The 19,600-nt window shown below is 42.7% G+C and carries 16 protein-coding genes; 6 read left to right on the forward strand and 10 right to left on the reverse strand.

Annotated elements, in window-relative coordinates:
* Positions 1-2: 2 nt before the first annotated feature.
* From pdhR to lpdA, 4 genes are all read left to right on the forward strand, one after another.
* Positions 3-761, forward strand: a complete 759-nt coding sequence (gene pdhR / locus ABMY35_RS07800) for a pyruvate dehydrogenase complex transcriptional repressor PdhR (RefSeq protein ID WP_349285672.1) — start codon at positions 3-5, stop codon at positions 759-761.
* Positions 762-812: 51 nt separating this feature from the next.
* The gene (gene aceE / locus ABMY35_RS07805) at positions 813-3,479 is read left to right on the forward strand and encodes a pyruvate dehydrogenase (acetyl-transferring), homodimeric type (RefSeq protein ID WP_349285673.1); all 2,667 of its coding nucleotides are present in this window, start codon (positions 813-815) and stop codon (positions 3,477-3,479) included.
* A gap of 12 nt (positions 3,480-3,491) precedes the next feature.
* Positions 3,492-5,387, forward strand: coding sequence for a pyruvate dehydrogenase complex dihydrolipoyllysine-residue acetyltransferase (gene aceF, locus ABMY35_RS07810; RefSeq protein ID WP_349285674.1), 1,896 nt, complete (start codon positions 3,492-3,494; stop codon positions 5,385-5,387).
* Positions 5,388-5,566: 179 nt separating this feature from the next.
* Positions 5,567-6,994: a dihydrolipoyl dehydrogenase gene (lpdA, locus tag ABMY35_RS07815; RefSeq protein ID WP_138567070.1), complete on the forward strand. Its 1,428-nt coding sequence runs from the start codon at positions 5,567-5,569 to the stop codon at positions 6,992-6,994.
* A 59-nt stretch (positions 6,995-7,053) separates the two neighbouring features.
* Here the strand turns inward: lpdA and phaC are convergent, their stop codons facing one another.
* The 3 genes from phaC to ABMY35_RS07830 form a co-directional block, all read right to left on the reverse strand.
* Complete coding sequence (gene phaC / locus ABMY35_RS07820) at positions 7,054-8,823, reverse strand: class I poly(R)-hydroxyalkanoic acid synthase (RefSeq protein WP_349285675.1); 1,770 nt, start codon at positions 8,821-8,823, stop codon at positions 7,054-7,056.
* Positions 8,824-8,919: 96 nt separating this feature from the next.
* Complete coding sequence (locus ABMY35_RS07825; RefSeq protein WP_138567068.1) at positions 8,920-9,264, reverse strand: phasin family protein; 345 nt, start codon at positions 9,262-9,264, stop codon at positions 8,920-8,922.
* Between the two features lie 70 nt (positions 9,265-9,334).
* Positions 9,335-10,084: an SDR family oxidoreductase gene (locus ABMY35_RS07830; RefSeq protein ID WP_349285676.1), complete on the reverse strand. Its 750-nt coding sequence runs from the start codon at positions 10,082-10,084 to the stop codon at positions 9,335-9,337.
* A gap of 308 nt (positions 10,085-10,392) precedes the next feature.
* On the opposite strand from ABMY35_RS07830, the gene ABMY35_RS07835 reads away from it, so the two are divergent.
* Positions 10,393-12,216 (forward strand): HAMP domain-containing sensor histidine kinase, encoded by a 1,824-nt coding sequence (locus ABMY35_RS07835; RefSeq protein WP_349285677.1) that lies wholly within the window; start codon positions 10,393-10,395, stop codon positions 12,214-12,216.
* Positions 12,217-12,366: 150 nt separating this feature from the next.
* Here the strand turns inward: ABMY35_RS07835 and ABMY35_RS07840 are convergent, their stop codons facing one another.
* The 7 genes from ABMY35_RS07840 to ABMY35_RS07870 form a co-directional block, all read right to left on the reverse strand.
* Entirely contained in the window at positions 12,367-14,193 is a 1,827-nt protein-coding gene (locus ABMY35_RS07840; RefSeq protein WP_349285678.1) for a DUF885 domain-containing protein, read from the reverse strand.
* A gap of 78 nt (positions 14,194-14,271) precedes the next feature.
* Positions 14,272-15,408 (reverse strand): radical SAM family heme chaperone HemW, encoded by a 1,137-nt coding sequence (hemW, locus tag ABMY35_RS07845; RefSeq protein ID WP_349285679.1) that lies wholly within the window; start codon positions 15,406-15,408, stop codon positions 14,272-14,274.
* A gap of 2 nt (positions 15,409-15,410) precedes the next feature.
* Positions 15,411-15,998, reverse strand: coding sequence for an XTP/dITP diphosphatase (locus ABMY35_RS07850; RefSeq protein WP_349285680.1), 588 nt, complete (start codon positions 15,996-15,998; stop codon positions 15,411-15,413).
* Positions 15,999-16,005: 7 nt separating this feature from the next.
* Complete coding sequence (locus ABMY35_RS07855) at positions 16,006-16,440, reverse strand: DUF4426 domain-containing protein (protein WP_349285681.1); 435 nt, start codon at positions 16,438-16,440, stop codon at positions 16,006-16,008.
* Positions 16,441-16,452: 12 nt separating this feature from the next.
* Positions 16,453-16,986, reverse strand: coding sequence for a YggT family protein (locus ABMY35_RS07860; RefSeq protein ID WP_349285682.1), 534 nt, complete (start codon positions 16,984-16,986; stop codon positions 16,453-16,455).
* Between the two features lie 9 nt (positions 16,987-16,995).
* Positions 16,996-17,817, reverse strand: coding sequence for a pyrroline-5-carboxylate reductase (proC, locus tag ABMY35_RS07865; protein ID WP_349285683.1), 822 nt, complete (start codon positions 17,815-17,817; stop codon positions 16,996-16,998).
* A 14-nt stretch (positions 17,818-17,831) separates the two neighbouring features.
* A complete protein-coding gene (locus ABMY35_RS07870; protein ID WP_349285684.1) occupies positions 17,832-18,515 on the reverse strand; it encodes a YggS family pyridoxal phosphate-dependent enzyme in 684 nt (227 codons plus the stop codon).
* A gap of 30 nt (positions 18,516-18,545) precedes the next feature.
* Between ABMY35_RS07870 and ABMY35_RS07875 the strand changes: the two genes are divergently transcribed.
* On the forward strand, positions 18,546-19,592 hold the full coding sequence (locus ABMY35_RS07875) for a type IV pilus twitching motility protein PilT (RefSeq protein WP_138482675.1): 1,047 nt from the start codon (positions 18,546-18,548) through the stop codon (positions 19,590-19,592).
* The last annotated feature ends 8 nt before the right edge of the window (positions 19,593-19,600 follow it).

The following is a 19,600-nucleotide window of genomic DNA, read 5'->3' on the forward strand; positions in this document are numbered from 1 at the left end:
CAATGTCTTTAAAGATAAAAGCAGCAAAATTATCCGATGTTATTTTAGAGCAACTTGAGAATATGATCCTCGAGGGTTCTTTAATGCCAGGTGAAAAGTTGCCTCCAGAAAGGGAGCTTGCGAAGCAGTTTGAGGTTTCAAGACCTTCTCTTCGAGAAGCAATTCAGAAGCTTGAGGCAAAAGGACTCGTGACACGTCGTCAAGGCGGCGGAACGTATGTAAAGAATCAATTAGAACAGGGGCTCACTGATCCGCTGTTTGACTTGATCAGTAAGCATCCAGAATCACAATTTGATTTGCTGGAGTTTCGTCATGCACTAGAAGGGATCGCGGCATATTATGCAGCGCTTCGCGGTACTGACACAGACTTTGAGAAAGTTCAGCAAAGTTTTGACAATATCGCCGATGTGCACGGGGACCTAGAGCAAAAAGCACAAGCAATTAATGCATTTCATTTTGCAGTGGCTGAAGCGTCTCATAACGTGGTGCTACTACACCTTGTTAAAGGTATGCAGTCTTTACTCGAGCAAAACGTATTACAAAACTTACAAGTTTTGGTGCAAAAGAATGACGTTAGTGAACAGCTTGCTGAGCACCGTAAATTGTTGATGGATGCTGTTATAGAAGGCAATCCGGAGCAAGCACGATTAGCTAGTAACGCGCACTTGGCCTTTATTGAAGAAGCATTACTTGAAGCGGACAAAGAACGTTCGCGGATCGCACGTAGTTTAAGACGTACCAGTAACAATCGAGCTCGTTAAGATTAACCAGAAGTAATTAAATTCGTATTTTAAACATAAGGAACACTCCATATGTCTGAAGTCAATAAAATTGACGTAGACGCGTTAGAAACCCAAGAGTGGTTACAAGCGCTTGAGTCTGTAGTAAAAGAAGAGGGCGTTGAACGCGCTCAGTTTCTATTAGAGCAAGTATTAGAGCAAGCTCGTCTTGATGGCGTTGATATGCCAACAGGTATTACTACAAACTATGTAAATACTATTCCAGCAGATCAAGAACCTGCATACCCAGGTGACACAACAATTGAACGTCGTATTCGTTCAATCGTTCGTTGGAATGCGATCATGATCGTTTTACGTGCGTCTAAGAAAGACTTAGAGCTAGGCGGCCACATGGCGTCTTACCAGTCTTCGGCTGCATTCTATGAGATGTGTTTCAACCACTTCTTCCGTGCACCAAACGAAAAAGACGGTGGTGATTTAGTTTATTACCAAGGTCACATTTCACCAGGTATCTACGCACGTGCTTTCTTAGAAGGTCGTTTAACTGAAGAGCAACTTGATAACTTCCGTCAAGAAGTAGACGGCAAAGGTATCTCTTCATACCCACACCCTAAGTTGATGCCTGAATTCTGGCAGTTCCCAACTGTATCTATGGGTCTAGGTCCAATTGCATCAATCTACCAAGCACGTTTCCTTAAGTACTTAGAAGGTCGTGGTTTGAAAGAGACGAACGAGCAGCGCGTATATGCGTTCTTAGGTGACGGTGAGATGGATGAGCCAGAATCACGTGGTGCAATTTCTTTCGCTGCGCGTGAGAAACTAGATAACCTATGTTACCTAATTAACTGTAACCTTCAGCGTCTAGACGGCCCAGTAATGGGTAACGGTAAGATCATTCAAGAGCTTGAAGGTCTATTTAAAGGTGCTGGCTGGAACGTTATTAAAGTTGTTTGGGGTGCAGGTTGGGATGCGCTTCTTGCTAAAGACACAACTGGTAAGCTATTACAGCTTATGAACGAGACAATCGACGGTGACTACCAAACATATAAAGCGAAAGATGGCGCATATGTTCGTGAGCATTTCTTCGGTCGTTACCCAGAAACAGCGGCACTTGTTGCAGACATGACTGATGACGAGATCTTTGCGCTTAAGCGTGGTGGTCACGATACATCTAAGCTTTTCGCAGCTTATAAAGCAGCGCAAGAGACAAAAGGTCGTCCAACTGTAATCCTAGCTAAAACGGTTAAAGGTTACGGTATGGGTGAAGCAGCTGAAGGTAAAAACATTGCGCACCAAGTTAAGAAAATGGACATGACGCACGTTGAACATCTTCGTTCACGTCTTGGTCTTGAAGACTTGGTATCTGATGAGCAAATCAAAGATCTACCATACCTGAAGCTTGAAGAAGGTTCAGCTGAATATGAGTACCTTCACTCACGTCGTAAAGCGCTTCACGGTTATACACCGCAGCGTTTACCTAATTTCACACAAGCACTAGAAATTCCAACGCTAGAGCAGTTCAAGCCGCTACTAGAAGCACAAAAGCGTGATATCTCTACAACTATGGGCTATGTACGTGCTCTGAATATCTTACTAAAAGATAAAGGCGTAGGTAAAAACATCGTACCTATTATTGCTGATGAAGCGCGTACCTTTGGTATGGAAGGTCTATTCCGTCAGATCGGTATTTATAACCCGCATGGCCAGAACTACACACCTCAAGACCGTGACATCGTTTCTTACTACAAAGAAGCAACTTCAGGTCAGGTACTTCAAGAAGGTATCAATGAGTTAGGTGCAATGTCTTCATGGGTTGCTGCTGCAACGTCATACTCGACAAATGATCTACCGATGATCCCATTCTACATCTACTACTCTATGTTCGGTTTCCAACGTGTTGGCGATATGGCGTGGATGGCAGGTGACCAACAAGCGCGTGGTTTCTTACTAGGTGCAACCGCTGGTCGTACAACGCTTAACGGTGAAGGCCTACAGCACGAAGACGGTCACTCGCACATTCAAGCGGGTACTATTCCTAACTGTATTTCTTACGACCCAACATTCGTATTTGAAGTCGCGGTAATCCTACAAGACGGTATTCGTCGCATGTACGGTCCAGAGCAAGAAAACGTGTTCTACTACCTAACACTAATGAATGAGAACTACGCACAACCTGCAATGCCAGAAGGTGCGGAAGAAGGTATTCGTAAGGGTATCTATAAGCTTGAAGACAATACTGGTGACAAAGCACACGTTCAGCTAATGGGCTCAGGTACTATCTTAAACGAAGTACGTAAAGCAGGTCAGATCCTAAGCGAAGAATATGGTATCGGTTCAGATGTATTCTCTGTAACGTCATTCAATGAGCTTGCTCGTGACGGTCAAGATGTTGAGCGTTTCAACATGCTTAACCCAGCAGCAGATCAAAAAGTACCTTACATTACGTCTGTACTAGGTGAGTCTCCAGCAATTGCTGCAACTGACTACATGAAGAACTATGCAGAGCAAGTACGTGCTTATATGCCAAGCGCTTCTTTCAAAGTACTTGGTACTGACGGTTACGGTCGTTCAGACAGCCGTGAAAACTTACGTCGTCACTTCGAAGTAAATGCAGGTTACGTAGTAGTTGCTGCACTTACAGAGCTTGTTAAGCAAGGTAAAGTTGACGCATCAGTTGTTGCTGACGCTATCAAGAAATTTGATATCGACACAACGAAAACTAACCCACTATACGCATAAGAGGCAGATAGAATGGCAATCGAAATTCATGTTCCAGACATTGGTGCAGATGAGGTTGAAGTAACTGAGATCCTAGTTAACGTAGGTGACACAGTTGAAGTTGATCAATCTCTTATCACTGTTGAAGGTGATAAAGCTTCAATGGAAGTGCCAGCTGCGCAAGCGGGTACAGTGAAAGAAATTAAAGTAGCTGAAGGCGATACTGTTGCAACTGGCTCTTTAATTATGATTTTTGATGCTGCGGGTGAAGCACCTGCAGCAGCCGAGCCTGAAGCACCTGCAGCCCCTGCGGCTGCGCCTGCTCCAGCAGCGGCATCTGAATTAAAAGAAGTTCACGTACCTGACATCGGTGGTGATGAGGTTGAAGTAACTGAGATCATGGTTGCCGTAGGCGACGTGGTTGAAGCTGACCAATCAATCTTAAACGTAGAAGGCGACAAGGCTTCTATGGAAGTACCAGCACCATTTGGCGGTACAGTTAAAGAAATCAAAGTTGAAGTTGGCGGCAAAGTATCAACGGGCTCGTTAGTATTCGTATTTGAAACTGGTGCATCTGCGCCTGTAGCTGTTGAAGCGGCTCCTGCGGCAGCGCCTGCTCCAGCAGCGGCGGCAGAACTTAAAGAAGTTCACGTACCAGACATCGGCGGTGACGAAGTTGAAGTAACTGAAGTCATGGTTGCGGTAGGCGATGTAGTTGAAGTTGACCAATCAATCTTAAACGTAGAAGGCGACAAGGCTTCTATGGAAGTACCAGCACCATTTGCAGGTACTGTTAAAGAAGTGAAGGTTGAAGTTGGCGGTAAAGTGTCGACTGGCTCTCTTGTGTTTGTTTTTGAAACGCAAGGCTCCGCACCTGTAGCTGCGCCTGCTGCGACAGCACCTGCAAAAGCGGCTCCGGCAGCACCTGCGGCAAAACCAGCGCCAGCAGCGGCACCTGCAGCTTCAGCACAAAAAGATGAATTTGTAGCGAACGACCAATACGCACATGCATCACCTGTAGTTCGTCGTCTAGCGCGTGAGTTTGGTGTAAACCTAGCACGTGTGAAGGGCACGGGTCGCAAGAACCGTGTACTTAAAGAAGACGTACAAAACTACGTGAAAGAGTTAGTGAAGCAAGTTGAATCAGGTCAGTTATCTAAAGGTGGCAACACGGGTGGTGGCGAGCTAAACCTAATTCCTTGGCCAAAAGTAGACTTTAGCAAGTTTGGTGAAGTTGAAGAGAAGAAACTTTCTCGTATTCAAAAGCTTTCTGGTGCAAACCTTCATCGTAACTGGGTACAGATCCCACACGTTACGCAATTTGACGAAGCTGACATCACCACGCTAGAAGCATTCCGTAAAGAACAGAATGTAATGGCTGAGAAGAAGAAAATGGGCGTGAAGATCACTCCACTAGTATTCGTAATGAAAGCCGCGGCTAAAGCACTTGAAGAGTTCCCAACGTTTAACTCATCACTATCTGAAGATGGCGAAAGCTTAATTCTTAAGAAGTATGTAAACATTGGTATCGCAGTTGATACACCAAATGGTCTAGTTGTTCCTGTTGTTCGTGATGTGAACAAAAAAGGCATCATTGAGTTATCTCGCGAGTTGATGGAAATTTCTAAGAAAGCACGTGAAGGTAAACTAACTGCATCTGATATGCAGGGCGGTTGTTTCACAATTTCTAGCCTAGGTGGCATCGGTGGTACTGCGTTTACACCAATCGTAAATGCACCAGAAGTTGCCATCTTAGGTGTGTCAAAGTCAGACATGAAGCCGAAGTGGAATGGTAAAGAGTTTGAGCCGCGCCTAATGGTACCGCTAAGCTGTTCATACGACCACCGTGTAATTGACGGTGCGTTAGCAGCACGCTTTACTGCAACACTTGCAGCTTACCTAAGCGACATTCGTCAGCTGGTAATGTAAAACTCAAAAATCCCACTGATTTTCAGTGGGATTTTGTTTGTATCCTCTGATACAATCGACGCACACTTTTTTAGTCTGCCCCTTGTTCCTCCTGACAAATGGATGACATGGCAGTGAGTATAACGAGTAGGGCAACGCCAATTTGGCATAACCCGTTCGCAAAATATTAAGGTTAAAACATGAGCAACGAGATCAAAACTCAAGTTGTTATACTAGGCGGTGGTCCTGGTGGTTACTCTGCAGCTTTCCGTGCTGCTGATTTAGGTTTAGACGTTACACTTATTGAATCACGTAACACTCTAGGTGGTGTTTGCTTGAACGTAGGTTGTATCCCTTCAAAAGCATTACTTCACGTTGCTAAAGTAATCGACGACGCGAGCGAAATGGCATCTCACGGTGTTACTTTCGGTGCTCCACAAATCGACCTAGATAAAATCCGTTCTTGGAAAGAATCAGTGATCGGTCAATTAACTGGTGGCCTAGACGGCATGGCGAAGATGCGTAAAGTTAACGTGGTTAACGGTTACGGCAAATTCACAGGTGCTAACACCATCGCTGTTGAAGGTGAAAACGGTACTACAACTGTTACTTTCGACAATGCAATCATTGCTGCAGGTTCTCAGCCTGTAAACTTACCTTTCATCCCACAAGATGAGCGTGTAATTGATTCAACAGGTGCACTTGAGCTTAAAGACGTACCTGAGAAGCTACTTGTATTAGGTGGTGGTATCATCGGTCTTGAGATGGGTACTGTTTACCGTGCGCTAGGTTCACAAATCGACGTTGTTGAATTTGCTGATCAACTAGTACCAGCAGCGGATAAAGACATCATCAAGATTTACCAAAAGTACGTTAAGAACAAGTTCAACGTAATGCTTTCTACAAAAGTAGTGGCTGTTGAAGCGAAAGAAGACGGTCTATACGTATCATTTGAAGGCAAGAACGCTCCGGCTGAGCCAGTACGTTACGACAAAGTACTTGTTGCTGTAGGTCGTACGCCTAACGGTAAACTACTTGACGCTGAAAAAGCGGGTGTAGCTGTTGACGAGCGTGGCTTCATCAACACTGATAAGCAAATGAAGACAAACGTAAACCACATCTTCGCGATTGGTGACATCGTTGGTCAACCAATGCTTGCACACAAAGCGGTTCACGAAGCACACGTTGCTGCAGAAGTTATCTCTGGTCAGAAGCATTACTTCGATCCTAAGTGTATTCCTTCAATCGCATACACAGATCCAGAAATCGCTTGGGTTGGTGTAACTGAGAAAGAAGCAAAAGAGCAAGGCCTTAACATTGAAACTGCGGTATTCCCGTGGGCTGCATCTGGCCGTGCAATCGCTTCAGCACGTACTGAAGGTTCAACTAAGCTTATCTTCGATAAAGACTCAGGTCGCGTTATCGGTGGTGCAATGGTTGGTATCAACGCAGGTGAAATGCTTGGTGAGATCGGCCTAGCGGTAGAAATGGGTGCAGACGGTGAAGACCTAGCGCTTACTATCCACGCTCACCCAACTCTGAACGAGTCAATCGGTCTAGCTGCTGAAATCTTTGAAGGTTCAATCACAGACCTACCAAACAAAAAAGCAGTTAAAAAGAAGAAGTAATTCTTTGATTTAAAGCTTTAAAAAAACCCGCTTCGGCGGGTTTTTTGTTATCTGCTACATTAAAGTGTAACCTTTACATATTCTCCGGGTGCATCATAGATACCCGGCTTTTCATCAGTATGCGTTGCTCTGGCGTCTACTTTGATGTCATTTAGGTTGTTAAGCCACTGGTGCCAGTGAGGCCACCAAGACCCCGTTTGATGCTTAGCTTTATCAAACCATTCTTGAGCTTCACCCTTGGCCTCAGGGCCATAGAAGTAACCGTACTTATTTGCTTCAGGCGAATTAATTACACCGGCAATGTGGCCACTCTCACCCAGCACAAAAGTCACAGGGCTTGCGGTATTTTGCACACCTTTAAATGTGGCTTGCCAAAGCGCAATATGATCATCACGCGTAGAGAGCATATAAATTGGTGTTTTTACCTTGCTCAAATCAATTTTAGTACCACGAATACTGATCGCTTTTGGCTCTACCAGCTTGTTTTCTAGATAGAGGTTACGCAGCATAAAATTATGACATGCTGCAGTAAGGTTGGTACTGTCACCATTCCAGTAAAGCAGGTCCATATTCATAGGCGCTTTGCCTTTGAGGTAATTATTCACATAATAATTCCAGTACAGGCTGTTCTCTCTGAGCATACTGAATGCGGTGCCGAGTGAGTGACCATGCATGACACCATTTTCAGTATTATAAGCCTCAAGCGCTGCAATTGTTGGCTCATTAATAAAGACACCAATCTCTCCAGGTTGCGCAAAATCGAGTAATGTGGTTAATAAGGTCGCACTTTTAATGCGTTGCTTCATACGTTTCGCTGTGAAATAAGCCAATGTTGTGGTCAGCAGAGTACCGCCAATACAATAGCCCATGGCATTGACATAGGTTGTGCCTATATGTTTCTCGATGGCATCGACGGCGGCTATCACGCCATCAACCACATAATCTTCAAAGCTGATGTGTGCCATACTTGGATCCGGGTTTTTCCACGACATCATGAATACGGTATGGCCCTGATCTACAGCCCATTTCACCATCGAGTTTTGCTGTTGCAGATCTAAGATATAGTACTTGTTCACATAAGGTGGAATGATTAATAAAGGCGTCTCGAGCACTTGCTCTGTGGTTGCACTGTATTGGATTAATTCAAATAAATGGTTTTGATAGACCACACGACCAGGGGTAGTGGCTAGGTCTTCCCCGAGTTTATAAGCTTGCTCTTCAGTCATGCTAATACGCAGCATGTCTTGGCTTTTGTCTAAGTCTTTTTTAAGCAGCTCAAAACCTTTCACCAGGTTTTCACCTTTTGACTCTAGGGTGAGTTTCAGTAATTCTGGGTTAGTGCTGATAAAATTACTGGGCGCAAGCGAGTTAATGGTTTGTCTGGCAAAAAACTCAAGGCGTTCTTTTTGTTTTTCGTCTAACCCTTGAGTATCACGAATATTTTGTAGCAGTGATTCACCAAATAATAAATAGCTTTGCTTGATGTAGTTAAACCATGGGTTTTGTTGCCATTGTTCGTCTTTAAAACGGCGGTCGCCACGCTCTTCACTGATAACAGGCGCAACTTTTTCGTCACCGGTTTGCATCGCGTTTTGCATTATCTGCAATTGCTGTTGCCACCAGTTCGTTTGATTCTTTATTAAGGTCTCTGGCTGCTGGCTTAGGGCTTGCAACCAGGTGGTAAAGTCTTTGCTGTTTTGTTCGTTTAAAGCTTGTTGAACAGGGCTTTGTTGGCTCAGGCTTTGGGTAAAGGAGTTAAAAATTTCTTGGTTTTGTTGCCACCAAGATTGCATCGTAGCATTTAAGGCGTCGTTATCCATCTTCATCATGATTGTCCTAATGACACAACTAGACGCTGCTTGGGTGTCGCAGCATGAAGGCAAGAAGAGCAGGTAGCGGCAGAAATACCGCTACCTAAATAAGTCTTAAGCTTGAGCTGTTTGCATTTGCTCTTTAGTTAAAGCTTCTAGGTTGTCTTTGAACTCTTGACCTAGTTTTGTTAGCTTTTGACCGTCTTCGATCATTTGCTGGCTTAGTTGCGTCATTGCTGACACTTGGCTTAAGTTAAAATCGATTGCAGATTTAACATCTTGTACTTCAGTCGCTGCTTTTAATTGCGATACAGAAGCATTTGAAATGTTTTGTACTGCATCAATTTGAATGCTTGCTAGCTGTTCAATGTTCTTTGCAACAAGTTGGTTGAACTTGATTGCTGGGCCGAAAAACTTTTGGTTTTGTTCAGTTAGCGTGTTTAGTAAATCAGTGTACATAACGTTTTCCTTTTGAGTCGTTGAAATTGTTCAAAAAATGGGTTGAGTGTTAACTGCTTACTCAACTAACTTAATTCATGTATAAACCACCGTTTAAAGCGAGTGTTTCACCAGTGATATAAGCTGCATCGTCAGATGCTAAAAAGCGCACTGCTTTGGCGACTTCTTCTGGGGTCGCTAAACGTTGCATAGGTACTTGGCCGCGAATGTTATCTAGTACCTCAGGTTTCATTGCTGCAACCATTGGGGTTTCTGTATAACCCGGAGCAACTACATTCACTGTGACACCAGCGCGCGCACCTTCATAAGCAAGAGATTTAGAAAAGCCGATTATGCCCGCTTTTGCTGCGGCATAGTTTGCTTGTCCAAATTGTCCTTTTTGGCCGTTTACACTTGAGATATTGATGATACGACCTTGCTTTTGCGCACACATATGCGCAAACAAAGGTTGGGTCATGTTGAAAAGAGAGTTCAAGTTGGTATCAATGACTTCTCGCCATTGTTCAATTGACATTTTCTTGAACGTGGTATCTCGAGTGATACCTGCGTTATTAACCAATACATCAATGTGTTGATGCTCTTCGATGAGGTCGTCTAGGGCAAGTTTACAAGCTTGCGTATCTGTCACATCTAAAAACGCTGCTTGGACATGTTTTGGATTGATGTTTGCTTCATTGAGCCATTGATCAAAGTCAGCTTGGGTGCGACGTTGGCTTGCAACGGCGATAACGAAGAATTGGTTTTCTACAAGAGATTGAACGATGGCTGTACCAATGCCACCAAAGGCGCCAGTTACAATGGCAGTTTTTTGTATATCCATGATGATTTCCCTACATCTTTTATGACAATTTAACTGCATTTGTCATGTTTGCTTTAGGCAACAAACACCAGTGAAATTCACTTGAGTGATCATTAAGTAACTTCATTATTTGCGAAAAAAGTGACAGTTTTTTAACCAAACCATGACCTTTTTAAGAACTCACTCTTGCGGCTTACTTTAAGCGTAAACCCCATAGCGCGGTTTATCATATAGTCTATCGTTATGCTCGAAATTTGCACAATTTATAACTTGATCTAAATCTAGTTTTCTTTACTAAACTTAAAGTAAGGAAAAATTAAGGTCAGACTATGCGCGTTCAGTCTTCATTACTTATTTTTAAAGTTGCTTCGAGCACATGTGTGTTTTTAATCATGCTTGCAAGTTGGTTAATGTATTCACACATAGCTCATACTCAGCGAGTTGAACTACAGTTAAATCGTCTAAAGTTAGCTGCAGCTCGATTAGTAGGCGTAAAAAATGACTACATACAAGAAAGGCAGCCAGAGTTTATAGAGTCTTTCGATAAGCATTATTTCCAGTTCGAAAAAGAATACGGTGAGCTTGCTCAACTTCTTTTAGATGAGCCAAAAGTCATGCTGCAACTTTCCGCAATAGAATCTAATACCGCACTACTAAGGCAAACTTTAAAGCGTTTTGAGCAGTTCCAAATTAAGTTAGGTCATGAGGCTGATGAGGGCGTATATGGCTTGTTTAGAAGTCATGCTCATCAGCTACAAAGCTATGTGCAAACAGCTGAACAACCCATGTTAGAGCTTGAGGTACTTGAATTACGGCGTGCAGAGAAAGATTTTTTACTGCGACACGATCATGCCTATATTGAACGTCATACTGGAATTTACGAAAAATTATATCAAAAGTTACAATCCGAAAACCCTCAAGCGGCACTGCTACTCAAAGCTTATCGGCAAGGTTTTTTATCTTACAGTGCTGTGCTCACAGAAATTGGTTTTAACTCTAAGCAGGGTTTGAGAAAGCAACTTGATGAGCAAAAAAATGCGCTGACAACCAAAATATTGGGATTGAGCAATTCCATTATTTTACAGGATCACGATACCAAGCAAGCTTGGGTTTTAAGTTTACTGGGCACGATAATTTTGATTTGCTCTGTATGCTTTGTTCTATTGATGATATTGCATGCAAGAGTCTCGAAAAAGATCAATGTGATCAATGATGTCTTAGATAAGGTTGTTGAACATGAAAACTTTAAGCTTAGGACGAACCTCAATAATACCGATGAGTTAGGTCAAATAGGCACGCATGTCGATAAATTACTTGAATACCTTGATAGTCTACTCGTGCGTTTGTCTTCGGCGCAAAAACGTTTATTAGAAGGTGCTGAAGTGGCGAGTTTTAGTAATATTATTCATCGTTTTACTCAAGAGCTCAATACGCCACTTGGAGAAGTAAAAAGTGGTAAGGGTGATATGGCTGAGTTAATAGCCATCATGAAAAGTAACCTAAGAGATGGGCTAGATGAGAATGCCTCTATTACTGAGATGATAAGTCACCTTGAAAGTACGCTAGATATTATTGAAAGTAACCTCACGGTGAGTGAGCAGCTTGTTGAAGAGTTTAAATTGATCTCGGCAAACCAACACTTGGATGTCTTGACCTATTTTAACTTACTTGATCAAGTAGAACATGCTTTTCGAATTAATGACGGTTTATTACCTGCGGGTGAATATGATATCACCTTTGATATTTCAGAAGAGCTGTTTATTAATAGCTACCCCTCTGCAATCAATCAGATCATTAACCTGTGCATTCATAACAGTATTAAACATGGCAAAATAGCCAATCAAAAACTCCATATTGTGGTGTCGGCAATGGTTGTAAATGACTTTGTGCATATCTATTTTAAAGACGATGGCATGGGCATAGACAAAGAAATTTTACCGGTGATCTTCGAGCCGTTTATTACTTCAAAACGTCATAGTGGTGGCACTGGTCTAGGTATGAGCATCATACATAATTTAGTGACGCAAAAGCTGAAAGGGGAAGTGAAAATGCAAAGCCCTGCGCATGGTGGTGCTTGCCTTCATATTATTTTGTCAGAGACTGAATTTTCACAAAAGCAATTATCTGACGTGGGCACAGAGGAAATGGATTAGTGCATAATGGGTTATACCTTCCCTCAAAATAGCGCTCTTAATCAAGAGGGGTGGTATTATTTAGATAGAAAAGTAAATTCGCCTCCAAAAGCGAGTTAAAAAACAAAAAAGCCATGATTCTCATCATGGCTTTTTATGTCACTTTAGCGGTTAAGCCTTTTTACTGGCAACCCACTCGTCCACGAACTTTTCAAGTACATTAAGCGGCACTGGGCCATTTTTCAGTACTACATCGTGAAACTGGCGAATATCAAACTTGTCACCAAGCTCTTTTTTCGCATCTTCACGTAGTTCTAAGATCTTAAGCATACCGACTTTATAAGCGGTTGCTTGAGAAGGCATTACAATGTGACGCTCAACCATTTTAACGCCGTCAGACTTAGCGTTAGGGGTGTTATTAACGTAGTAATCAATACCTTCTTGGCGAGTCCACTTCATAGCGTGAATACCTGTATCTACTACTAGGCGACATGCACGCCACAGTTCCATAGCTAGACGACCGAAATCTGAATATGGGTCTTCATATAGGCCCATTTCTTTTGGTACTAGCTCAGAGTATAAACCCCAACCTTCGATATAAGCTGTGTAGCCACCGAATTTACGGAATTTAGGCACACCTTCAAGCTCTTGCGCGATAGCAATTTGCATGTGGTGACCTGGGATACCTTCGTGGTAAGCAAGTGCTTCCATTTGGTAAGTAGGCATTGCTTCCATGTCATACAGGTTTGCGTAGTAAATACCAGGGCGAGAACCATCTGGTGCAGGCTGCTGGTAGAACGCTTTACCAGCCGCTTTTTCACGGAACGCTTCAACACGTTTAACGATCATGTCAGCTTTTGGTTTAACAATGAATAACTCATCAAGACGAGATTTCATGTTGTCGATCATCGCAGTGGCATCTTTAAGATACTTCTCTTTACCTTCATCAGTATTAGGTAAGTAGAACTGCTTATCAGTTTTCATGAATTCCATGAATGCTTTTAAGTCACCTTTAAAGCCAACCTTGTCTTTGATTTCACGCATTTCGTCATGAATACGTGCTACTTCAGCAAGACCGATTTGGTGGATCTCTTTTGCTGTTAAATCAGTCGTTGTTGTTCGAGCAAGGGCATTGTTAAAGAATGCTTCACCTTCTGGGAACTTCCAAGCACCATCACGGGTATCTGCTTTCTTTTCGAGCTTAGCTAGGTAGTTAATTAGCTTGTTGTAAGACGGCTTGATAGCAGTTTTAAGTGCTTCTGTCGCTTCATTGATTAGTGCTGCCTTTTCAGAATCAGCGATTTCTAGTTTGTTTACCTTACGTTTGAAGTCAGCAAGTAGAGTAGAGTCGTCACCTTTTTCAAACGGTGCGCCTTTAATAATGTTCTTGCTTGATTCAATTACGTGAGGGAAAACAAACTTCGGAGCAATAATGCCTTTTTGTGCACGGATCTCTAAAGAGTCGATAAGTTGGTCGAATACTTTAGTGACGCCATTTAAACGTGAGATATAGGCTTTCGCATCTTCTACGCTAGTGATTTGGTGTTGGTTAATTAAAAATGCAGGCACCATTGAGTGTGTACCAAACATTTGGTTAACCGGATAGTTATGGTAGCGCCATTTGAAATCAGCAATGTCATTTTCTAAGCTTTGTTGCATTAGGTCATAACTAACCTGAGTATTAGCATCAAGTTTGCTGCGGTCAATTGCAGTTAAACGAGCAAGATTCTTTTTCGTGATTTCAAGATCTTCAAGTGCGCTAGCTTCACTGTCATCATCCCATTTATCATAGTCTTTCTTGATGCCCATGTAAGTTTGGTATACCGGGCTGCGCATAACGCCATCCATGAAGATTTCTTCGAAAAGCGCATTGGCTTTTTCTACTTCACTTTGAACAACTTGAACTTGGGGTGCAGAAGCAGGTTTTTCAGCAGTTTGCTGACAACCAGCCAAAAATGCTGCGCTGATTGCTGCAGCAATAATGGTGAGTTTACGCATTGTTATCTACCTTTGAGTTTTTTGTACGCTATGGATTATCCGAGCGCGTTTTTATTTTTATTAAAACAGCAATGCTGTTTAAACAAATAATTCTAGCAGGTCATTTAAAAAACGGTGGCCTTTATTTGTAACCAACCATGAATGACCTAGATCTTCTATTAATCCTTTATCGAGTGCAGTGTTAATTGCAGCATCAATTTTGCTTATTGGTAAGCCAGAATAATCGATAAACTGATGTTTATTGCATGGCTCTCGCAGCCTAAATTGGTTCATAAAGAACTCAAATGGTCGGTCTTCATTTTCAACTTGCCAGCTTTCATATAAATATGGCTTGCTAAGATCCATATAACCACGAGGGTGTTTCACTTTTACGGTACGTAAAATACTACCTTGTTTAGGTTGAGTTATCTTACCGTGGGCGCCACAGCCTATACCTAGGTAATCACCGAAGCGCCAATAATTTAAATTGTGTTTGCATTGATAACCAGGTTTTGCGTAGCCTGAGATCTCATAGTGCTCGTAGCCTGCTTCTGCAAGTAATTTTTGACCTTGTTCTTGGATGTCCCACAATGTTTCATCTTCAGGGAGAACCGGTGGTTTTGAGGCAAACTGAGTATTAGGCTCGATAGTCAGTTGATACCAAGACAGGTGAGGCGGGTTGAGTGCAATGACTTTTTGTAAATCGCTCAACGCATCTTCTACACTTTGACCCGGAAGTCCATGCATTAAATCCATATTAAAAGAATTTAAACCTGCAGCTTGTGCTTCTTTTGCTGCGTTTATGGCTTCATTTTCACCATGAATACGACCTAGGGATTTTAACTTGTCGGCTTGTAAACTTTGCACACCAATTGAGATACGGTTAATACCTGCTTCAACATAATGCTTAAACTTGTCTTTTTCTACAGTGCCCGGATTCGCTTCTAAGGTAACTTCAATATCATTTTCAAAGGGGATAAGCTTTTCTATTTCGGCTAATAACCATTGATAGGCTTTACCCGATAACAAACTTGGCGTGCCGCCACCGACAAAAATACTGTGTAATTTACGGCCTTGCACTAAGTGCAAATCAGCTTGTAAGTCGTGGAGTAAGTGTTGAATATATTCTTGTTCAGGAATTTCACCCTTTTGACCGTGGCTGTTAAAGTCGCAGTAAGGGCATTTTTGCACGCACCAAGGTACGTGCACATATAAGCTTAGAGGAGGAAGTTGCACAATTAGCCTTTTAATTTAGCAACGAGTTGCTGCAGTGCCTGACCACGATGGCTCAGGGCATTTTTTTGCTCCTTCGTTAATTGTGCAGACGTGCATCCTTCACTTGCTACATAAAACACCGGATCATAACCAAAGCCTTCACGGCCTTGTTGATCTTCTGTGATGGTCCCTTCCCAGCTTGCTTGGCAAACGAGTGGTGTCGGGTCATCAGCATGACGCATATAAACTAACACACACCAAAAACGCGCTGAACGTACTGTTTTACCTTGCATCTCAACCAGTAGCTTGTCGATATTGTCTTGGTCGTTTGCGTTTTCACCTGCAAAACGTGCTGAATACACGCCTGGTGCCCCGTTTAAAGCATCGACCTCAAGACCTGAGTCGTCAGCGATGGCAGGCAGGCCGGTAATTTTAGCTGCGTGGCGCGCTTTAATAATGGCATTTTCGATGAAGGTAGTGCCTGTTTCTGGCACGTCAGGCACATCAAACTGGCTTTGTGGTAATACTTCAATGTTTAACTCATTAAGCATTGCACCCAGCTCTTTCACTTTACCTTGGTTGCCTGTGGCAAGAACGATTTGTTGACTCATCAGTTAGTTAGTCCACGTAGAATTTTTGTTGAAAGTTTAAAACTTGAAAGTTGTTACCTTGATTAATGTTGATTTTAAAGCGGTAAACCTCTTCATTGCGAAAATCAACTTGGGCAAGGTAATAAATGGCGTCGCCATCAACCACTTCTTTGAATTCCAGTACTTGTTTAGTTCCAAGGAGGTTCTTTGCTTCACCTGTGAGCTTAGCTTTTTGGGCAGGTGTGCCTTTTTTATTGGCAAGCACTGAGATATTAATCACGCCTTTATAGTTACTACGCTCAAGCCCATAGGCTTTGGCGATACTAGGTTGAATAAACGTTGAGGGGAAAGCTATGTAGTGCACTTGCCACGGGCCGAGTTCTTTATACTGTCCACCTTGTACAGAATTAGCAGAGGCAATAAAGCTACTTAAAGCTAGGATGAAAGCAATCAAAATTCGCATAAATACTCCTAATTAACCTAGCAAGTCCATGATTAATAATTGCACGAACTGCAGGCCAATAATTAATACCAAAATAGATAAATCTAAACCGCCAAGAGGTGGGATAACTTTACGAATTGGGCGTAGCATTGGCTCAGTAAGTTGGTCAAATACCGCGGCAATCGGGTTATAACCTTGAGCTACCCAGCTCATGATTGCACGAATAATTAATATCCAAAATACCAGCGTAAAGGCTTCTTTTAAGACAGTGATAACACCATTGATTGCGGCGCCTACAGGCTCCCAACCACCGTAAAACATCACCATGAGCAAAGATACTTTGGCAAAACCAACTAGGAAAGCAAGCACCAAAGAGGCGAGATCTAAGCCACCTACACCAGGAATGATTTTGCGCAGTGGATTAACCGCAAAAGAAGTGGCTTTAACAACAGTTTGACTGAGAGGATTGTAAAAGTCAGCGCGAACTAACTGTAGCCAAAAACGCAGTAACACGACCATTAAAAATAGGTCGAATACGATACCAATTAAAAATTGCATAGCAGTCATGGCTGCCTCCTAGATCTGTTGTTCCATTTCTTCAGCGCGAGCGATACAGGCGTCCATAGCGTCGGCAACGGTAGTTTGTAAGTTTTGTGATTTTAAGTATTCAACAGCCGCGTGTGTTGTTCCACCTTTTGATGTCACATTGGCGCGCAGTTGTTCGAGTGAAATGTCATCATTGGCAAACGCCATTTCAGCCGCGCCTAATGCAGTTTGCTGCACGAGTAGTCGAGCTTGTTCATGGCTAAAGCCAAGGTTTACGGCTTTTTCAGCAATAGATTGCATAAATAGGAAGAAATACGCAGGCGATGAGCCTGTTACAGCAATGATGTCATTTATCTGTGACTCTTGCTCTAACCATAGTGCTATGCCTGTTGCGCTGAACATATCAGTGACAATGGCTTTTTCTTCATCGCTAATTGCATCGCTGAATAAGCCACTGACGCCTTTACCTAATAAGCTCGGTGTATTTGGCATACAGCGTACGAGTTTTGCATCAAACCCCAGCATTTCACGTAAGCGCTTTACAGTAATACCTGCAGCAACTGAGATGAATAGTTTGCTACTCATGTCTATGCCTGCGTCTTGGAATGTTTGGCAAAGTTCTGCCATCATCTGTGGTTTAACAGAGAGTACGATAATATCGGCTTGCTTTACTGCCGAAAGGTTATCTGATGTGGCGTTCACACCTAAGTCAGTTTCAACTTTTGCTAGTTTTTCTGGATTGCGGTTAGTAGCAATAATGCTGTTTGCATCGAAGCCACTTTTTACCATACCACCGATGATGGCATAGCTCATGTTACCTGTTCCGATAAACGCGATGGTTTTATTTGACATAGTTTGTGCTTACCTTATTGTCTTTTGCCAAAAATATCGGTGCCAATACGCACCATGTTTGCCCCAGCAATGATGGCAGGCTCTAAGTCCTGGCTCATACCCATAGAGAGGGTATCTACTTGAGGATATTGGTGCTTTAGTTTATCAAAGCAAGCCCGCATTTGCTGAAAATATTGTAATTGTTTCTGCTCATCATCGGTTTTTTCGGTGATGGTCATTAAACCACGGAGGTTTAATTGACGTGCATCAGCTATAAATGCAGCCAATTCATCTAGCTCTGAAAGCTGGCAACCCGACTTATTTTCATCTTCACTGATATTTACTTGGATCAGGATGTTCAATGGCATCAGGTTATTTGGTCGTTGCTCGTTTAAGCGTTTTGCGATTTTTAAACGGTCAACACTTTGCACCCAACTAAAGTGCTCCGCAATATGGCGAGATTTATTTGATTGGATCGGGCCAATAAAGTGCCATTCAATGTCTTTTTTATCTTTTAATTGCTGAATTTTATCAACGGCTTCTTGTACGTAAGACTCGCCAAATTGACGTTGCCCTGCGTCATAGGCCTCTTCAATGAGGTCGATTGGTTTGGTTTTAGATACAGCCAGTAATTGTACCGTATCGGAAAATGGACTGTTTTGTTCTGCTTTTATCACGCGATCGTAGGCGCAGCTCAGACGTTCTGCTATTGTAACCATATTATATTTCAGCTCGTTTTGGAGTCATACATGGATATTACTGAATTATTGGCCTTTAGTGTTCAACATAAAGCCTCGGATTTACATTTATCATCGGGTGTTTCGCCGATGATCCGGGTTGACGGCGATGTGCGTCGTGTAAATATTCCCGCGTTAGAATCGAAAGACGTAAATAGCCTTGTTTACGATATTATGAATGATAACCAGCGAAAGGACTATGAGCAAAATTTAGAGGTAGACTTTTCATTCGAAGTGCCTAATTTAGCGCGTTTTCGTGTTAATGCATTCAATACGAGCCGTGGCCCAGCAGCTGTGTTCCGTACTATTCCGTCAACAGTGCTTTCACTTGAAGAGTTAGGTGCACCAGATATTTTTAAAGACATCTCGGATAAACCGCGAGGCTTGGTACTGGTTACCGGTCCTACCGGTTCTGGTAAATCAACCACCTTAGCCGCTATGGTTGATTACATAAATAATAATAAACACCACCATATCTTGACCATCGAAGATCCCATTGAATTTGTCCACCAAAATAAATTAAGCCTAATTAACCAACGTGAAGTGCATCGAGATACCCATAGTTTTAAAGCGGCACTTCGTTCAGCGCTGCGTGAAGATCCTGATGTCATCTTAGTCGGTGAATTACGTGATTTAGAAACTATTCGTCTCGCTATGACCGCAGCTGAAACGGGTCATTTAGTGTTTGGTACTTTACATACCACATCAGCACCAAAAACCATTGACCGTATTATTGATGTTTTCCCAGGTGAAGAAAAAGACATGGTGCGCTCAATGCTGTCAGAATCACTGCAAGCGGTTATTTCACAAACACTGGTTAAAAAGGTAGGGGGAGGTCGTGTGGCTGCACACGAAATCATGCTTGGCATTCCGGCAATCCGTAATCTAATCCGTGAAGATAAAATTGCGCAGATGTACTCGGCCATTCAAACCGGTGCTATGCACGGCATGCAAACTATGGATCAATGTCTAAAGAACTTGGTTAACCGCGGTCTTATCACAGCGCAAGATGCACAAACAAAAGCACATGATAAAGCGCAATTTGGTCCAAATATGTAAGGGGAGGC

Source organism: Pseudoalteromonas sp. BZB3 (assembly GCF_040104455.1).
In the GTDB taxonomy this organism is placed as follows: Bacteria; Pseudomonadota; Gammaproteobacteria; order Enterobacterales; family Alteromonadaceae; genus Pseudoalteromonas.

Excerpts from the sequence above, each read along its gene's own strand:
- pdhR (WP_349285672.1), top strand. The coding sequence starts at position 3 with ATGTCTTTAAAGATAAAAGCAGCAAAATTATCCGATGTTATTTTAGAG.
- aceE (WP_349285673.1), top strand. The coding sequence starts at position 813 with ATGTCTGAAGTCAATAAAATTGACGTAGACGCGTTAGAAACCCAAGAG.
- aceF (WP_349285674.1), top strand. The coding sequence starts at position 3,492 with ATGGCAATCGAAATTCATGTTCCAGACATTGGTGCAGATGAGGTTGAA.
- lpdA (WP_138567070.1), top strand. The coding sequence starts at position 5,567 with ATGAGCAACGAGATCAAAACTCAAGTTGTTATACTAGGCGGTGGTCCT.
- phaC (WP_349285675.1), bottom strand. The coding sequence starts at position 8,823 with ATGATGAAGATGGATAACGACGCCTTAAATGCTACGATGCAATCTTGG.
- ABMY35_RS07825 (WP_138567068.1), bottom strand. The coding sequence starts at position 9,264 with ATGTACACTGATTTACTAAACACGCTAACTGAACAAAACCAAAAGTTT.
- ABMY35_RS07830 (WP_349285676.1), bottom strand. The coding sequence starts at position 10,084 with ATGGATATACAAAAAACTGCCATTGTAACTGGCGCCTTTGGTGGCATT.
- ABMY35_RS07835 (WP_349285677.1), top strand. The coding sequence starts at position 10,393 with ATGCGCGTTCAGTCTTCATTACTTATTTTTAAAGTTGCTTCGAGCACA.
- ABMY35_RS07840 (WP_349285678.1), bottom strand. The coding sequence starts at position 14,193 with ATGCGTAAACTCACCATTATTGCTGCAGCAATCAGCGCAGCATTTTTG.
- ABMY35_RS07850 (WP_349285680.1), bottom strand. The coding sequence starts at position 15,998 with ATGAGTCAACAAATCGTTCTTGCCACAGGCAACCAAGGTAAAGTGAAA.
- ABMY35_RS07855 (WP_349285681.1), bottom strand. The coding sequence starts at position 16,440 with ATGCGAATTTTGATTGCTTTCATCCTAGCTTTAAGTAGCTTTATTGCC.
- ABMY35_RS07860 (WP_349285682.1), bottom strand. The coding sequence starts at position 16,986 with ATGACTGCTATGCAATTTTTAATTGGTATCGTATTCGACCTATTTTTA.
- proC (WP_349285683.1), bottom strand. The coding sequence starts at position 17,817 with ATGTCAAATAAAACCATCGCGTTTATCGGAACAGGTAACATGAGCTAT.
- ABMY35_RS07870 (WP_349285684.1), bottom strand. The coding sequence starts at position 18,515 with ATGGTTACAATAGCAGAACGTCTGAGCTGCGCCTACGATCGCGTGATA.
- ABMY35_RS07875 (WP_138482675.1), top strand. The coding sequence starts at position 18,546 with ATGGATATTACTGAATTATTGGCCTTTAGTGTTCAACATAAAGCCTCG.